This window comes from Guptibacillus spartinae (assembly GCF_028610625.1).
Taxonomy (GTDB): Bacteria; Bacillota; Bacilli; order Bacillales; family Guptibacillaceae; genus Guptibacillus; species Guptibacillus spartinae.
Window position 1 is genome coordinate 112,535 of sequence record NZ_JAQQWU010000008.1, and the last position, 17,212, is coordinate 129,746.

The window sequence follows — 17,212 nt, forward strand, 5'->3', positions numbered from 1 at the left end:
GGATCAATCAACGAGAAATTCATTACATGATAGTATTTCAAGAGTTCTGTAATACTCCATAAAAAAAGGCCGCAGTCGCAGCCATCTTACAACGCATTCTCCGATAAAACGAGTATGATGTCATCTTCCACTTTCTCGATTTCTTCTTCATCAAGAAAGTGATTGATCATAATCGAAAATATAAGAGGCTCTTCCTTTTTAATATAGCCAGATAAAGAGGTTACGCCTATAAGAGATCCAGTTTTTGCGAATACAATGTTTTCTGCTGTCGTCCCACCGAATCGGTCCCTTAACGTTCCCCCTACCAATCGTTCTGGTGAACCCGCTACTGGTAATGAATTCAAAAAGGTTAGAAACCAACTTTTGTTTTGTAATTTAAATAAAAGATTCGTAATTTCGTCTGGTTGAATGAGGTTCATTTGCGAGATACCCGAACCGTCTCGCAAACACATGTTATCAGGATTTAATCCTTCCTCTTTCAAAAACATTTTAACCACTTCTAATCCAGCGTCAAAGCTACCTTCTCCTTTGCGTACCCTCCCCATCTCTTTTATAAAAATTTCTCCATGACCGTTATTACTCAGTTTCATGAACGGGATGAGTAATTCTGATAAAGGCATAGACGGCCTGGTAAGAAGCGTACTCACATCCTCAGGTGCTGACGCAATCTTCTTATGACCAGATATAGAGATTCCATAACGTTCTAGCGCTTCATAAAATACCTCAATAGCATAAGAAGCAGGGTTCCAGACGGCAATCCACTTGGTTTCGGGAGCAGCATTTTGAGAGACAGTGCCTGTTAAAACGATAGTGTTTGAGCCATGATTTCGTTTGATGCCTAGTTCCCCTTCTTCTTTGGAGGAAACGACCGTTGCTAGATTAATAACGTCTACGTAATGAGTTTTAGGAGACACACTAAATTCAGGTGAATCGCCGATTTCTCCTTCTGAAGAAATAGTCAACATGATGGTACCCGCATCATAATCGGTATTCGGGGAAATGGTAAGCGCTGAAATTTGTGCACCATAATATTCATGTTCATCACTCCATACCATATCCTCCGAAAGATGCTGATCATCAAACCATGATTCATCACCCACTAAGTTTCCCTGAATCCTTTTCATTCCAAGTGATTGAAGCTTTAAGGCGAAATCTTCTAAATCCTTAGCCAATAGAGTGGGATCACCCTTTCCTCTTAAATAAAGATTCCCGATTAAATCACCGGAGTTTAATTTTCCATCAGTACAAACTTCAGTTGTAAACCTGTAATCAGGTCCAAGCGTATTGAGAGCAGCTCCTGCAGTAATGAGCTTCATGTTTGAAGCAGGGGTTAAACGTGTATTTCCAAAATGATTGAAAAGCATCTCCCCACTTTTTGCACATCGCACGCTAACACCTGCAATGGCTCCTTGGAGCCGTTTATCATGTAATACGTTATGTAAAGACAGTTGATTTAAAATAGCACAAACATCCTCCCCAATTAAAATAGAGCCGAAGCGATAATTTCATTCGCACGGCTCTGATCTAGAATGCTTCAGTTACTATACGTTCATCAAAAGAAATCATTTATTTCCTTTCAACTCCTGTTCTTTTTGATTATTAGTTGTATAGGCGCCTTCTTCTTTTAATGTTTGTTCCTTACGCTCCATTTCCCATGGATAAGTTAACAATAAGCTTCCACTTAAAGAAACAGTTCGACGTTCTCTCACTTTCCTCCCCTCCTTTCGTTTCTTAATGATCTATTTCGCTATTCGGATAAAGAATTCCTTTTTTTACGACTTTTTTAATTCCATTTGCCTAGAATGCTGGAATATGATCGGTTTTTTTGATAAAAACACGTCTAAACAAGGCCGATTTTACTGCATTTCCCCTAAAAAAAGAACCTTCCATTAGGAAGATTCGTGCTGATTAAGGGCATTTCCAGCAAGCATTGAAATAACCGCGTCATCCATTGGCGGGTTGTGTAAACCAGCCCTTACATCTCGATAATGTCGCTGCATAGGATTGTCTTTAAAAAGCGCTCTTGCTCCTACGATTCGCATTGCTAAATCCACAACTTTGGCTGCACTATTTGTGGCCACATGCTTTACAGCAGCGAGTTCAGGACCCATAAAAGACCTCTTTTCAGGCTCTGATACCCAACGGTTAGCAACAGAGTACATCATTTCTCTCGCTCGCATCAATTCTAATTCCATCTCCCCGATTTTCCGCTGTACTTCAGGCACCTCTTTAATGGGACCCGGAAGGCTATTTGGAGAATACGTAGAAGCAAAAGAAACTGCTTCATGACGAGCAGCAATTGCAATGCCTAGATAACATGCAGGAATATGAAGAAGCCAGGCTTTAGGTAACTCATTTTTTGGGTTTTCCGGTCCTTCAATTAGAGCATCTTCCTGTAATACAACATGGCGAAGAACAAGATCATCACTTCTCGTTCCTCTCATTGACATCGTATCCCATTTTTCTTCAATTTCTACCCCTTGCGCTTTCATATCCACTAGAAAAAAACCTTTTTCTCCAGTATCGCCAATTTGTGAAGAAACGAGTGCATATTGAAGGCCAGGCGCCATTGAAGTAAAGGATTTGCGGCCATTCAGAATCCAGTTTCCATCTTTATGAATCGCTTTCGTCTGAGGCATACCTCCACGTGTCGGACTTCCCGTTGCAGGCTCTGATGCTGCACGATTAAATAAAGCATTTTCTTTTATAATGAGGTTACTTAATCGTTCGAAAACGTCATCTGACCATGTTTGTTCGTCTCTCATTTCTAGCATCAGACCAAGATGCCAGCCAATCGAGAGTGCTGTAGCTGCATCTCCTGTAGCAATTCGCTCTTGAAGCATGACGAATTCATATAAATCAATCGCTTCACCACCAAATTTTTCTGGTACGGTTAAAGCCACATAACCAGATTTCTTTAATTCCTCAAAATTCTCAAAAGGAAACCGTCCTTCTTTATCAATTTTTTCAGCCCTCTTAGAAAACGAATCAGAGAGCGTATTCGTCATCTCTAATAATTGCTTCTGTCGATCATTTTTTACATAAGAGTGGTACAAGTGATTCATCATAAGGATCCAGCCTTTCCGATTAATCTATACTTTCTATCCTACACTACAAGAGGAATTAATCTCCAGTAATCTGATCGGAAAAAGCATATCTCCTTATTTCTGAGGAAAGAAAACGGAACCTAACTCACTTGTAGTTGCTTCTAATTCTGTTCTAATAATCATTGAGGTTTTTAAACCTAAGGGACGGTTGACAATGGCTACCTTATCCATTTATACAAGATATCTTTATAATGAAATTCTGGTGAGATCACTAGTGTCATTTCTTTCGCATCTTTGTCAACAGGATAAATCAGCGCAATCCGAAATGAACTATTGCTTTTCATTATGAATTTGTTCCAGCCATCTTGTTCAAGAATGATAAAATCCTCTGGCTCTAATTGAGAACCATTTACTTTTAGTTTTGAATAATAAGGTTTGAAGTCAAGACCAGACTCTTGGTTGTTTTTCGCGTATAGTTCAAATGCAATGTATTCTTTTGATGGATCTAATTCTTTTAAATCTGCTTCTGCAGGAATTTCTTCCAACACCTGAACTTCTAATCGAAAAAATTCATTCCCATCCATATCTTCCTCTACATAAGGCTCACCTGGTTCATAATATTCTTGGCCATCATCATTTTGTACAGTAGGTTCTACAGCATCCACAGCTTCTATTCTCGTCTGATCTTCTCGAATCATGGTAAACCAGACACCTGAGAAAAACATTCCGATTAATAATAGTAATGTAACCCCCAAAAGCCATCTTCCCATTACTCTCTCTCCCTTCATTTTGTAGACGAAGCAAGTAAGAAATGGTTGCATACAAAAAGCCGGCATACTGCCGGCTTTAAATTAAAAATCAAAGTTATCAGGGTCAGGACCCATGCGTTCATTCTCGTTTAATTCGTCAAGGGCTCTGATGTTATCTGGTGTTAACTCAAAATCAAAAACGTCAAAGTTCTGTTTGATGCGCTCAGGATTAGAAGATTTAGGGATCGTGACAACTTCATGTTCAAGATCCCAGCGAATAATCACTTGCGCTGTTGACTTACCATGCTGTTCTGCAATTTCTTTTACTACTTCATGATCCAACAGTTTCCCCTGAGCAAGCGGTGACCATGCCTCCATTTGAATGGAGTGCTGTTTGCAATACGTACGAAGCTCTTTTTGATTTAGAAGTGGATGGAATTCTACCTGGTTTACCATTGGTTTAATTTCAGCATCTTTCATTAAATCTTCAAGATGATGTGGATGGAAATTACTAACTCCAATAGCACGAACGCGACCATCGTTGTATAGCTTCTCCATCGCTTTCCACGTTTCTTTATATTTGCCTTCTACAGGCCAATGAATTAAGTAAAGATCTAACATATCTACTCCAAGCTTCGAAACTGTATCATCGAATGCTTTAAGGGTCGAATCATAACCCTGATCGTCATTCCAAACTTTTGAGGTAATAAAAAGTTCTTCACGGGGTGTGCTGTTTTCTTTAATAGCTGCCCCGACGCCCTCTTCATTTTTGTAAGCCGCTGCAGTATCAATCGCTTTATATCCTGCATCAATTGCAGCATTTACTGCTGTTTTAACTTCGTCATTGTTTTCCATTTTCCAAACACCAAGACCTAGCGTTGGCATTTCAACGCCGTTATGCAATGTTGTTTTTGTCCACTGTTTAGTCATTTGTAATCTCCTCCAATTGTCTTATGCTCACAAACAGACTTTTCCCATTCTGTTCATAATCTAATCATAATTTTACAGTTTGGACTCTTCGATGTCAGGAGAACTGGTGCATAATCTACATTAAAGTTTTTTATTTCGAGGCTTTCTAATACTTAAAATGAGTCGATCAATAAGGGCATACAAGATATTATCTACTTTCAAACCTCCTATGATTAAATAAACAAAGGCACTTAACAAAAAAGTGACATTATCATCATCTCAGGAAAAAATATAAACTTGCTTACTTTCACCTTTTTCAAAGACTTTCCTTAATAATGAATGGATCTTTTTAATAGGATTGAATATGCTGAGTTATTATCATAGCAGCAACTTTTGCAGGAAAAACCTTTTTGCCAATTTTTTCTTGCATAGTGTATTGACGGAACCTTTATAAATCAATAAAAAAACCATCCAAAAGGATGGCTAGAATTTAGTGGGTTTCTGTTTTAATCTGGATTTTTTATCCGAGTGTGCGATAGGAGAAGTTTGTACTTTTTCTCTTTCAGCTTTCGCATCCTGTTCGAATGCTTGCATGCCTTTGCCAAACAAAAGACTCATGATTTTCCCTCCTTATGTGTAACGTTAGTCCACCATTTCCGATTTTATTTCTTCTAAAACTTCATTTTTGAAATTTCTTCAAAATATTATTGTTGTGAAAGGACGTTTGCCGTTTCACTACAATGAGATTGAACAGCTGTTAGTCCATCAAGTGATTGCTGTATTCTATCCCTATTTTCTCCCTTTTCAACAGTAGATAAAGCTTGTTGTAAACAACGACTGGCTTCTTCTAGAGCCTGACAGCTCTCCTGAACATATCCTCTGGCATTTTTATCCATGTTCTACCACTCCTTTTTGTCTTTAAATTTAGTTTCTGATAAATTCAGAATTTCATACAAAAAAACCAGCTATTTCAGCTGGTTTTACTTCTAACGATTTTCAACTTGATTTTTAAGGTCTTCCAATTCTTCAACCAATTTCATAACCATCTCATCGCTGCGTTTTAACTCTTGATTTAATAGCGTAATGGTGTCTTCTTCCCAAGTAAATGGATCACCATTTTCAGGAGTAATCGAAAGGTTTTCATAACGATCTCCCGTTTCAATTCCTGGTTCAAATGCGATCATGACTTCACAGGCAGGATCACCAAGGGCGATTCTTTGCCGAAGATTCACTTCTCCATACTTAAATTGCCTTGCTGCAATTCCTCCAAACACACTCGATGTCATGGCGCAAAGATGAGGAGCATTCACTACTTCCGCTCCAAATGGACAACGATTCGCCTTCACAATCACATAAGAAGGTGTGACTTCAGATATAAAAAAATTTCCACCGATCGAATTTTTGATATCAACAATCACCCTCGCATAATCATCTGGTGTCCATTCAACTTCATTGCGATAATGAGATTCGAGCCACTCTCCCGTTTTTATTCCAAGCTGTTTAATATATTCATTTGCTGCAGACCCAATCGCTCTATGATGAATATTCGCATATTGAGTAAGCAGCTTCGCAAGAAACGTGTTGGCTGTTAGTGGATGATTTTGTTTCATGAGACAATCACACTCATCACCAGACCCTTTCTATTTTCTTCTATCTTAGAATAATTTGATAACTTTGAAAAGCTTCATTGCTCTTCTACTTCAAATTGTTGAAAAATATTCCCTTCAAGGACAGGATAAATCTCCTTTCCTAACAGTTCATTAATAATGATTTTATTGCGATTAACCGCCAGCCCTAAGTTGGTTGAACCTACGCCGTGCGTGTGTTGCATGCCACTATGGACAAAAATCGTTGAATCTGATTCCTTCGTTAAACGGAGACGGTAATCCTTTGTTACTTGATATCGCCCCTTATCATCCCACTCAATCAGATCATTTAAATCTTCAAGACACTTTGGTATTAACGGGCGGTACCCCGTTCCAGCGACAACTACTTCACTTTCGATTAGGAATTTTTTATCCTTCTGCCACTGACGACATTCTAACTCATAACCAGTACCATCTTCTTTTTCTTTCATTCCGTTGATTTCAGTTAATGGCATTAATGTTACATCCATTTTTTCCCCGCCTACAGACTGTTCATATAGAAGATTATAAATATCTGTAATTGTATGTGGGCTGATTCCTTTATATAAAAGTTGCTGGCCACTGAAAATCTCATCTTTTTGAGCCTGAGGAAGATCATAGAAATAATCGATATATTCAGGGGAAAAATGTTCTAGACTTAACCTGGTTTCCTCCATTGGGAAAAATCCTTGGGAGCGAGTTATCCATTTTAGTGAATAACCATTTTCTTTTCGAGCTTTCAATAATTCCCGGAAAATTTCTGCAGAGCTTTGTCCTGAACCTATAACCGTAATACTTTTTGCATCATGACAGCGCTCAGTATGATCTAGAAATGTCGATGAATGAAAAACATCCTCTTCTTTCATACCCTTAAGTGATGGAGGTAAAGACGGAACTGTTCCAACACCCAAAATGATATTTTTAGCTAAGTACGTATTTACTTCTCGTGTTTCCAGTTCTTCTACAATCACTTCATAATGAGCTACTGGATCTCCAATCGGAACGATGCTCGTCACCTTCGTACCAAATCGGCAGCTTTCTAGCTGGTTTGCAGCCCATTGGCAGTAATGATTGTATTCATTACGAGGCATTTCAAGTCTCTGTAAGAAATAAAAAGGATATAAGCGATTATGATGTTTTAAATAGTTTAAATAGCTATATTTATTTGTTGGATCCGCCATCGTGACTAGATCCGCCATGAAAGGCACCTGTAACCTAGTTCCTTCGATTAACATACCTGGATGCCAGTCAAACTCATGTTTTTGATCAAAAAACAAAGTATCCACTTCATTTATTGGGTCCAATAATGCTGCAAGTCCTAAATTAAATGGTCCAATTCCTACCCCGATTAAGTCGTAAATATTCTCTTTCATCCAACCCTATCCTTTCTGCTCTTCATCTTCTCTCTATCCTAAGTATATCAGAAATTAACTTTTCAGGTTTTTCAGTTAAAAAAAAAGACAGCCACGCTGTCTTTAAGTATGCTGAGACCGTCTATATTGATATTGCTTCCACTGAAATCGAACAAAGCAACCTACACAGAAACCTAGTATCGCAACAAATGACGCTAATGCTACTAAGACTGAAGCCGTGATCGCTAACCACTGCATCGAGAACCAATGAGAGATTAAGGATATGGTAAGAAGGGATACCGCAATTTTTTGATTGAAATTTTGTTGATCCATATCTTCAGGAATATAAAGATGCAGAGGTTTTCTCAGAAATAACTTACCAGTTTTCATAACCGGATTAAATTTAAGAATCAAACCCATTAAGCCTGCAACAAGCGGTACAGCAAGAAAAATCCAATGTGAAAAGAAAACATAAGCTGTGGCAAATAGAAAAATAAACGATTGGTTTAATCGTACAAGTGGTCTTGGTATGGATGAAGGCAATTTAAATCCAACCTTTCATATAGGAATATGTCTAAATCCTAGCATACCGTTTTTTTTATCGCTTGTATAGAGATTGGCTCATAAGAAAAACCCACTAAAAGTGGGCTTAATCATCTGATTGAAGGGGTGCAAGATGTTCCATCTCTACATTTTCAATGAATGGATCAACTAAAGAAGTGAATTTTTTGAATCGATCGGATGACATAAAGCCTTCAGTATGCGAGGCAAGCGTCTCCCATTCAATGAGTATGATGTATTTACGGTCCGTTTCAATTGATTTTAACAAGCGATAATTCATGTATCCTTCTGTTTCCGCAATGAAGAGCACAGCTTCTTTAAATGTTGCCTCAAATTCCGATTCAAGCCCTGCATGAATGGTGAAGTAAGCTTTTTCAATAACCATGTCTACCCCCAGTTGTGTTTAATAAGGTTTTGGCTGATAAAAATAGTTCGGTGTTACAATTTTGTTTTTGTAAGGTTTATGGAAGATATGGGTAGTCGCTGGAGACATCGGTGGTATTAACCACGTCCAATTTCCAGTAACCTCTCTTTCTGCCTTCTCTTCGTTTTGCTCGAATTTTTTAAATTGTTTTGCAGCCGTATGATGATCGACAATGCTGACGCCTGACTGCTGATAGGAATACAGCACTGCTCGATTTAGTTCTACTAATGCTCGGTCTTTCCATAATGTTGCATTTGAACTTGTATCAAGATTCATCACCTTTGCTACATCCGGCAATAAATTGTATCGGTCCGTGTCCGCCAGATTTCTTGCACCAATTTCAGTACCCATATACCAACCATTAAATGGTGCAGCATGATAGTGAATGCCTCCAATTTCTAATCTCATATCTGAAATAATGGGTACACCATACCAACGAACATTTAATGGAGTGAAGTTGTATTCAGGATGCTGGATGTCAACTTCGCGTACTTCTTCACTCGGGATTTCTACGACATTTGGCTTAGCACCTTCAATTGAGAAAACAAGCGGGAGTACATCATGTCCCGTTCCATCTCCTTGCCAGCCAAGTTTCATCACTTCCTTAGTAAACATGACTGAATCAGGATCACCAACGATCCCTTTATCCGTTTCATAGCCTGCATAGCGTATGAGCTGATGATTCCATATCCGAACAATGCCAGGTTGAAAAATCGTAATAGTTGGTTTAATCTTCCCTCCGTTAGTAGCCATGCGGATATGATGGATGAGTGCACGTGTTACTTCATCAGGAGTCTTAGCAAAACGGGCATCCAAAACTGTCATCGTGTTCCAAAAAAGTCGTCCTATGCATTTATTGCTGTTTCTCCAGGCCATCTTAGCCCCATGAGATAGTTCTTCATATGTATGCGTATAGGAACCTGTTTCAATAATTTCATGCTCTATTTCTTTTTTTCGGTCCTTTAAACGTGATGGCTCAACATCTAATTCGGCATAGGCTTGATCTATAAAATCAAAAGCTTTTTGAATGAATTGCTCGATTTCCATTGTCTCAACCTCCAATAGCCTGAGACGGTTTCATAACCTAATCTTCAGCTGGTGATAAATAAATCCTTTTCTTATGATCCAACTGTCATTATAGCACAATCCCTATCGTTAGAAAGAATCCTCCTCGTCAATTATCAATGCGGAATGGTTTACAGATGGAAAAATGTCGTGTAGGATATACAAATCAATTCATACTAAAAACATCGGAATGAGGTGCTTTATCATGATGGAACAGCCAGTTCACTCTTCAAAAACGAATTTACAATTACCTTTCTTAAAGGCACCACAAAAACCCGTTCTAACAGGGGGATTTTTAGTCATTGGTGTTCTCGCATTCATTTTATGGCTAGATCAAGGTGTTCAACAAATGATTTTATTTGGTTTAGGTCTATTACTAGGCTACTGTCTATTACATGCAAGATTTGGGTTCACTTCTGCTTTTAGACAATTATTAAGTGTAGGTAACGGAACAGCAATCCAGTCACATATGCTTATGTTAGCAGTAGCAAGCACCCTGTTTGCACCGATCCTTTCGAACGGTTTCGGATTATTTGGAACGACTCCGACTGGATATGTCTTTCCGGTTGGCACAAGCGTTGTCGTAGGATCTTTTTTGTTCGGGATAGGGATGCAACTTGGTGGAGGCTGCGCTTCAGGTACCCTCTATACGGTCGGGTGGGGGAAAACTGAGATGTTGTTAACACTTTTCGGTTTTATTATCGGATCCGTTATTGGGGCCTGGCACTTTGACTTTTGGGTAAATAAAATGCCATCTTTTCAAGCTGTTTCCCTCGCTGAAGATACTGGACTCGGTTATTTTGGTGCTTGGATCGTACAGCTTTTATTGTTTGCACTCATTTTCTTTGCAGTTAAGTTCATTGCCAAAAAACGACAACCTCCGAAAATGAAACCTCTACCAACCACATCTGGCTGGAAACGAATTTTTCGAGGTTCATGGCCAATTTGGACGGCGGCTATAGCATTAGGTGTCTTAAATGCACTTACGTTAATTTCGCGCGGTAATCCCTGGGGAATTACATCTGCGTTCGCGTTATGGGGATCAAAAATCGCTTTGTTTCTTGGCATTGATGTCACACAATGGGGATATTGGTCAGGCCCTAAAGGAGAAGCACTTCAACAATCGATTTTAAATGATTCAACGAGTGTCATGAACTTTGGTGTGATTCTCGGTGCTTTTGTCGCAGCTGGCGCAGGAGGCGCATTTGTAATGAGAAGAGTTCCTCTTAAATTAGCGGCTGCTTCTATTATCGGTGGTTTATTAATGGGCTATGGAGCGAGATTAGCATTTGGTTGTAATATCGGGGCCTATTTCGGTGGCATAGCATCATTTAGTTTACATGGATGGGTTTGGATGATTGTAGCACTAGCAGGTTCCTATCTTGCTCTCTATTTACGACCTCTCTTTGGATTAAAAAATCCAAATAAAAATGATCAATTTTGTTAAGCGATAGTAGGAACGTTGGACTTTACCCATTTGCCCTTTTTTAAGCAACAATTATTTTAAAAAGCCAGATCAACGATGATCTGGCTTTTTTTCTATTCATTTTACCTCTTCAAAATACTCTTTATAAAATCCACCGATTTTACCACTATTGTCTACAACGAATAAAAACTCTTCCGTTTCATTTTTCACTTCATAAGTTTTTCCTTCTGTTAAAACGCGGTTCACCATATACTTCTTCGCATCAGTATGTATACATTTCACTTTTTTTATCGTGGCTGACTCTTTCCATGTTTGATGAATCATTTTATTCACTCCTTTCAACTATCTTTCTATTTTACATGACAGTAGCGATAAGATAAAGGATGTCGCTACTCTCTCATCTTTCTTTTAAAAATAAGGTTCGCCTTTTTTCATCTTAATCAAAGATATCATACTCAATTGAAAAGAACCTGAATCCAAAGGATCCAGGTTCCATCTTTCTATCCTTCAAGAAGAAGCTGTTCAGGATCTTCTAGAAGTTCTTTAATTTTTGCTAAAAAGCTAACCGCTTCTCCACCATCAACAATACGATGATCATAAGATAGCGCAATGTACATCATAGGACGATTTTCCATTCGTTCTTGATCAATTGCAACAGGACGCCACTGAATTTTGTGCATACCTAGAATACCAACTTGAGGTGCATTTAGAATCGGCGTTGATAGCATTGATCCAAAAATCCCTCCGTTTGTAATGGTAAATGACCCACCTTGTAGTTCATCAAGCTTCAGCTTATTGTCGCGTGCTTTCTTTGCAAGATTACCAATTTCTTGTTCAATACCTGCAAATGATAACTTGTCCGCATCACGTACAACTGGAACGACAAGACCCTCTTCCGCTCCAACAGCGATACCGATGTCATAGAACTTCTTCAAGACGATATCTGTATCCTGGATTTCAGCATTTAGACGAGGATATTTCTTAAGTGCGCCTACAACCGCTTTTGTGAAGAAAGACATAAAGCCAAGTTTCACATCGTTATCTTCAAGGAATTTATCTTTACGACGCTTACGCAATTCCATGATTGCCGTCATGTCTACTTCATTAAATGTTGTTAACATCGCTGCTGTATGTTGAACTTCAACAAGACGCTTAGCGATCGTTTGACGACGGCGAGACATTTTAACACGTTCAACTGGTTTGCTGTCATTCGGTTCAGGAGACTGCTTTTGTTGCTTTGGTGCGTCTTGTTTCTTTTCTTTAGGCGCTTCTTTTTGGCTTGCTTTGTCTGCATGTGCTTTCACATCATCAGGGCGAACACGACCTAATGGATCACGCGTTTCAACCTTATTCAAATCAACGCCTAGTTCACGAGCAAGTTTTCTTGCAGAAGGTGAAGCTACAGTGCGTCCATTCTCAGACTTTTCTTCTGATGATTCCGTTGCGTGAACCTTAGACTCCTGATCTGATTTTGCTTCTTCAGCTGATTGTTTTTCTTCTTTTTTCGCTTCAGTTTTTTCAGATGTGTCCTCTTTTGAAGACTTAGAAGAACTACCTTCTCCATTGCCAAGATAAGCAATAATTTCTCCAACTTCTACATTATCGCCCGGCTCTTTCAATAGCTCTTCAATGACACCGTCATTTTCTGCGCTCACTTCAATGTTTACTTTATCTGTTTCAAGCTCAACAAGGTTGTCACCTTTTTCAACTTTGTCGCCTACTTTGATTAACCATTGAGAAATGGTACCTTCTGTAATGGATTCTGCTAGTTCTGGTACTTTAACTTCAATCACGACGATTACCTCCTTGATGGGAAACAGTTTTGGATGGTTCTAGAACTTCTTGAATAATTCTTTCTTGATCTTTTTTATGAACATTAGGTTCGCCACCTGCAGGACTAGAACGATCTGGACGTCCCACATAGCTTACAGTAACGCCTTCTGGAGCCGTCTCTCTAAGACGTGGAGAAATGTAATTCCAAGAACCCATATTCTTTGGCTCTTCCTGCAACCAGATAATTTCTTTAACGTTTGAATAACGATCAAAGATGTTCTTCACTTCTTCATCTGGAAATGGATAAAGTTGCTCTACTCTAAGAACGTGAAGCCAATCATATTTCTCATCAGAAGACTCAATTTCAGTTGCAAGATCTACTGCTACTTTACCAGTACATAATACAATACGTTCGACTTTATCTTTCTTTTCACCAAGACCCGCTTGCTCAACGACACTTAAAAATTGGCCCTGACTAAATTCGAAACCAGGAGATGATGTGCGTTGATTACGGAGAAGGCTCTTCGGCGTCATGATGACGAGCGGACGCACTTCTTGCTTTTCTAAAATGGCAGCTTGTCTTCGAAGAATATGGAAGTACTGGGCTGCACTCGTTAAATTAGCTACTGTCCAGTTATTTTCAGCTGCTAGTGTAAGGAATCGTTCAACTCGACCACTTGAATGTTCAGGGCCCTGACCTTCATAGCCATGAGGTAGGAGGAGCACCATTCCTGATTTTTGTCCCCATTTCGCTCTACCTGCTGAAACAAACTGATCAAAGATGACTTGTGCCGCATTCGCGAAATCGCCATATTGCGCTTCCCAAATAACGAGTGTTTCTGGAGCAAAAACGTTATAACCGTATTCAAATCCAACGACTGATGCTTCAGAAAGCGGACTGTTATGGATAGCAAATGATGATTTTGCCTCTGGTAATTCATGTAGCGGACAGAAAGTCTCTCCTGTTTCTTTGTCATGAAGAACGAGATGACGCTGAGCAAAAGTTCCGCGCTGAGAGTCCTGCCCTGTAATCCGAATTGGTGTGCCGTCGCCAAGAATGGAAGCAAACGCCAGTGTTTCACCTAGAGCCCAATCTACTTTACCGCCTTCTTCTAACATATCAAGTCGACGTTTCAGAATACGTTCAAGCTTAGGATAGACATTGAACCCATCAGGACGTGTTAAAAGTTGATTGTTAATATCTTTCAGGGTTTCTAATGAAACAGCCGTGTCAATCGAAGGAAGACCTTTTACGATTTCTTTTGGCGGTTGAAGCTCCTGTACTTCTCCATCACCTTCTCCACCTTTGGCGATTTTGTCGTATTCGCTTTGAAGCTCAGAAAGTACTTCATCATCCAATTTTTCTCCATGACCATCTTCAATAACGTTTTGGTCCGTTAAATACTTTGCGTAGCTTGCTCGAACGGTCGGATGATTTTTGATTTTTTCATATAAATGAGGCTGAGTCACAGCTGGATCATCCATTTCGTTATGTCCAAAACGACGATAACCAATTAAATCAATGAGAAAGTCTTTATTAAATTTCATGCGATACTCATAGGCAAGATGCATAGCAGCAAGACAAGCTTCCGGATCATCCGCATTGACATGTACGATCGGAATTTCGTAGCCTTTTGCGAGATCGCTTGCATACTTTGTTGATCTTGAATCCGTACTTTCAGTTGTAAAACCTAGCTGGTTATTTGCGATGATATGAATGGTACCGCCTGTATGGTATCCTTTCAACTGACTTAAGTTTAGTGTTTCCGCTACTACACCTTCGCCAGGGAATGCGGCATCTCCATGTATTAATATGGCAAATGATTTTGTGAAATCTTGTTTCGGTTCACCTTTTTCACCACGAGTTTCTTGAGCAGCGCGTGCATAGCCCTCCACAACGGGATCAACAAACTCAAGGTGACTTGGGTTATTGGCAAGTGTAATCGTTGCACTCGCTGTTTCCGAATCCTCGATTTGTCTGTCTGCACCCATGTGATACTTTACATCACCTGTCCAACCATAGTTAATACCCATCGATCCTTCAGATGGTACAAGTTCTTTGTTAGGCGCATGGTGGAACTCAGAAAAAATCTTTTCATAAGGTTTATTTAAAACGTGTGTAAGAACATTTAATCGACCACGGTGAGCCATGCCAATCATCACGTTCTTAGCACCATCGCTTGCCCCGCATTTAATAACGTCATCAAGCATTGGTACCATCGCGTCAACGCCTTCGATTGAGAAGCGCTTTTGACCTACAAATGTTTTGTGAAGGAATTTTTCAAACCCTTCTACTTCTGTTAATCTCCTAAGTAAAGCTTTACGATCATCATTCGTAAGCGTGCGGCTTACCGAATCATTCTCCACCATTTCATCTAACCATTTACGCTCATCTTCAGCATGAACATGACTAAACTCATAAGACATGGATTTTGTATATAGATCTTGAAGTTTTTGAATCGCTTGTAATCCATTGCTAACTTCTTTAGGTGCTTTCTCCCAAATAACTTGAGCAGGAATCGCTTTCAAGTCTTCATCAGAAAGCCCGTAAGTTTGAGGTGTCATAAAATCTTGATCCGATTTCTCATTTGTTAGCGGATTAATTGCTGCTGCTAAATGTCCATATGTACGAATATTGTCGGCTAACTTAACAGCAGAAATAACCTTTTTGAGATTAGCGGGCTGACCTGTAGACTCAATGACTTCCTGTGAAGAAGGCGGAGGTCCCCACTGATCAAATTTCTGGCGCATTTCCGGATCAACTGACTCAGGATCCTCTTGGTATTTCTCGTATAATTCAATGGCATAGCCAAGGTTTGGTCCATAAAATTCTTGCCATGGATGTTCCATTCTGGACTGTTTGGTATTCAAAGCATGCTACCTCCCTGCTGGGTTTAATCTTAATTCATGCAAGTTATGATTCGCATCTAAATTAAGATTAGTTTCTTACTAGTTCTTTACACTCTTTTCACTTTTTGAAACATTCTTTTAAAAAAACGCTTTCATTGATATTTTAGCATAGTATTAGATTGCCCACAAAACTTTCAAGCAAATTTCCGAAAAAAATTTCAATAACATCAACTTTCCCTGAAAAATTTTTCGAATATTAACACAGTGCAATACTAAATTACCACAAAGTGTTAGCATAGTGAATAGGGAATATGGATTTTCTAACAGAGAATATGAAATCTAATTTTTCCGAATTAAAAAGACAACCAAATTTGGTTGTCTTCGTTGGATGTAAACTTTAGATACTCATCATTAAGGGGTTAGAATTAACTTGCCTTTTGTTTGACGTCCTTGCAGCATACGATGCACGTCTGCTGCTTTCTCTAATTCAAAAACGCCACCAATTGTCAATTTCAGTTCTCCACTCTGCATGTAGTTTAGAAGTTCTTCTAGACTCTTCTGATAGAGCGAGGGCTTGCGCATCATTTGTGGAAGAAAAAAGCCAATGACCGATTGGTTTTTCTCCATTAGAGACGATGGATAAAACCGGCTTTGCTCCCCACTCGCTACCCCATAAATCACAAGTCTGCCGAATGGAGCGAGACACTTCAATGATTTCTTAAAAATGTCTCCTCCTGCCATTTCAAGAATAACGTCTACCCCTTTACCTTCTGTAGCATCTAAAACTTCTTGTTCCCAGCCATCTTTCGTATAATCTACCGTAAGATCTGCACCCATTTCAGAAGCGAGCTTTCTTTTCTCTTGACTGCTCGCTGTGCCAATAATCGTTTTAGCCCCCCATAATCTAGCGAGTTGTACAGCAATCGTTCCTACTCCGCCTGCAGCAGCATGGATCAGTACGGTTTCTCCATTTTCAAATCTGCCCATTGTTTTAAGTGTGTGGTAAGCACTCAATCCTTGTAATGGGAGAGCTACAGCATACTGTGGATCTACACCTTCTGGAATGGCAATTAATCCTCTTTCATCAGCTAACGTATACTCTGCATAGCCTGTCGCATTTTTCGTTCCTAATAATGTGACAACAGACGAACCTGGTTTTACAGAAGTTACTTTTTCTCCAACTGCTTTGACAACACCAGCAACTTCAGAACCTGGTACATATGGTAGTGGTGTATCCACAACATATTGACCTTCTCTTCTTGCAGTATCTGCATAATTAACTCCAATTGCCTGAATTTCAATAAGCACTTCATGTCCTTTGGGCTCAGGTACATCCAAATCAATTAGTTTTAATACTTCCGGACCACCAAACTCTGTTAATTGGATCGCTTTCATTTTCATCCTCCTCTATAAACTAACCAGTCGGTATGT

Annotated in this window: 17 protein-coding genes; 1 reads left to right on the top strand and 16 read right to left on the bottom strand. The window is 39.3% G+C overall.

Going from position 1 to position 17,212, the window contains the following annotated elements:
* Positions 1-86 precede the first annotated feature (86 nt).
* The 12 genes from dacB to PQ511_RS14875 all read right to left on the bottom strand — a co-directional run bounded on the left by dacB (position 87) and on the right by PQ511_RS14875 (position 9,714).
* Positions 87-1,487, bottom strand: a complete 1,401-nt coding sequence (gene dacB, locus PQ511_RS14820; protein WP_337957774.1) for a D-alanyl-D-alanine carboxypeptidase/D-alanyl-D-alanine endopeptidase — start codon at positions 1,485-1,487, stop codon at positions 87-89.
* A 75-nt stretch (positions 1,488-1,562) separates the two neighbouring features.
* Positions 1,563-1,709, bottom strand: a complete 147-nt coding sequence (locus PQ511_RS14825) for a hypothetical protein (protein WP_273852673.1) — start codon at positions 1,707-1,709, stop codon at positions 1,563-1,565.
* 180 nt (positions 1,710-1,889) lie between these two features.
* Complete coding sequence (locus tag PQ511_RS14830) at positions 1,890-3,068, bottom strand: acyl-CoA dehydrogenase family protein (RefSeq protein ID WP_420541713.1); 1,179 nt, start codon at positions 3,066-3,068, stop codon at positions 1,890-1,892.
* A gap of 197 nt (positions 3,069-3,265) precedes the next feature.
* Positions 3,266-3,817 carry a hypothetical protein gene (locus PQ511_RS14835; RefSeq protein ID WP_273852674.1) on the bottom strand — a complete coding sequence of 184 codons (552 nt, stop codon included), beginning with the start codon at positions 3,815-3,817 and terminating at the stop codon, positions 3,266-3,268.
* A gap of 81 nt (positions 3,818-3,898) precedes the next feature.
* Positions 3,899-4,726 carry an aldo/keto reductase gene (locus PQ511_RS14840; RefSeq protein ID WP_273852675.1) on the bottom strand — a complete coding sequence of 276 codons (828 nt, stop codon included), beginning with the start codon at positions 4,724-4,726 and terminating at the stop codon, positions 3,899-3,901.
* A gap of 462 nt (positions 4,727-5,188) precedes the next feature.
* Complete coding sequence (locus PQ511_RS14845) at positions 5,189-5,323, bottom strand: hypothetical protein (RefSeq protein WP_273852676.1); 135 nt, start codon at positions 5,321-5,323, stop codon at positions 5,189-5,191.
* 86 nt (positions 5,324-5,409) lie between these two features.
* On the bottom strand, positions 5,410-5,601 hold the full coding sequence (locus PQ511_RS14850) for a hypothetical protein (RefSeq protein ID WP_273852677.1): 192 nt from the start codon (positions 5,599-5,601) through the stop codon (positions 5,410-5,412).
* Positions 5,602-5,691: 90 nt separating this feature from the next.
* Positions 5,692-6,315, bottom strand: coding sequence for a methanogen output domain 1-containing protein (locus PQ511_RS14855; RefSeq protein WP_273852679.1), 624 nt, complete (start codon positions 6,313-6,315; stop codon positions 5,692-5,694).
* A 74-nt stretch (positions 6,316-6,389) separates the two neighbouring features.
* On the bottom strand, positions 6,390-7,703 hold the full coding sequence (locus tag PQ511_RS14860) for a lysine N(6)-hydroxylase/L-ornithine N(5)-oxygenase family protein (protein ID WP_273852680.1): 1,314 nt from the start codon (positions 7,701-7,703) through the stop codon (positions 6,390-6,392).
* Between the two features lie 102 nt (positions 7,704-7,805).
* The gene (locus PQ511_RS14865) at positions 7,806-8,225 is read right to left on the bottom strand and encodes a DUF4395 domain-containing protein (protein ID WP_273852681.1); all 420 of its coding nucleotides are present in this window, start codon (positions 8,223-8,225) and stop codon (positions 7,806-7,808) included.
* Positions 8,226-8,331: 106 nt separating this feature from the next.
* Positions 8,332-8,628, bottom strand: a complete 297-nt coding sequence (locus tag PQ511_RS14870; RefSeq protein ID WP_273852682.1) for an antibiotic biosynthesis monooxygenase family protein — start codon at positions 8,626-8,628, stop codon at positions 8,332-8,334.
* Positions 8,629-8,646: 18 nt separating this feature from the next.
* On the bottom strand, positions 8,647-9,714 hold the full coding sequence (locus PQ511_RS14875) for a nitric oxide synthase oxygenase (protein ID WP_273852683.1): 1,068 nt from the start codon (positions 9,712-9,714) through the stop codon (positions 8,647-8,649).
* Positions 9,715-9,940: 226 nt separating this feature from the next.
* On the opposite strand from PQ511_RS14875, the gene PQ511_RS14880 reads away from it, so the two are divergent.
* Positions 9,941-11,179, top strand: coding sequence for a YeeE/YedE family protein (locus PQ511_RS14880; RefSeq protein ID WP_273852749.1), 1,239 nt, complete (start codon positions 9,941-9,943; stop codon positions 11,177-11,179).
* Between the two features lie 96 nt (positions 11,180-11,275).
* Here the strand turns inward: PQ511_RS14880 and PQ511_RS14885 are convergent, their stop codons facing one another.
* The 4 genes from PQ511_RS14885 to PQ511_RS14900 all read right to left on the bottom strand — a co-directional run bounded on the left by PQ511_RS14885 (position 11,276) and on the right by PQ511_RS14900 (position 17,176).
* Positions 11,276-11,482 carry a DUF6501 family protein gene (locus tag PQ511_RS14885; RefSeq protein WP_273852684.1) on the bottom strand — a complete coding sequence of 69 codons (207 nt, stop codon included), beginning with the start codon at positions 11,480-11,482 and terminating at the stop codon, positions 11,276-11,278.
* A gap of 176 nt (positions 11,483-11,658) precedes the next feature.
* The gene (gene odhB, locus PQ511_RS14890; RefSeq protein ID WP_273852685.1) at positions 11,659-12,951 is read right to left on the bottom strand and encodes a 2-oxoglutarate dehydrogenase complex dihydrolipoyllysine-residue succinyltransferase; all 1,293 of its coding nucleotides are present in this window, start codon (positions 12,949-12,951) and stop codon (positions 11,659-11,661) included.
* Entirely contained in the window at positions 12,944-15,802 is a 2,859-nt protein-coding gene (locus tag PQ511_RS14895; protein ID WP_420541714.1) for a 2-oxoglutarate dehydrogenase E1 component, read from the bottom strand. Before PQ511_RS14895 ends, odhB begins: the two co-directional genes overlap by 8 nt.
* 390 nt (positions 15,803-16,192) lie before the next feature.
* A complete protein-coding gene (locus PQ511_RS14900) occupies positions 16,193-17,176 on the bottom strand; it encodes a quinone oxidoreductase family protein (RefSeq protein ID WP_273852686.1) in 984 nt (327 codons plus the stop codon).
* Between the last annotated feature and the right edge of the window lie 36 nt (positions 17,177-17,212).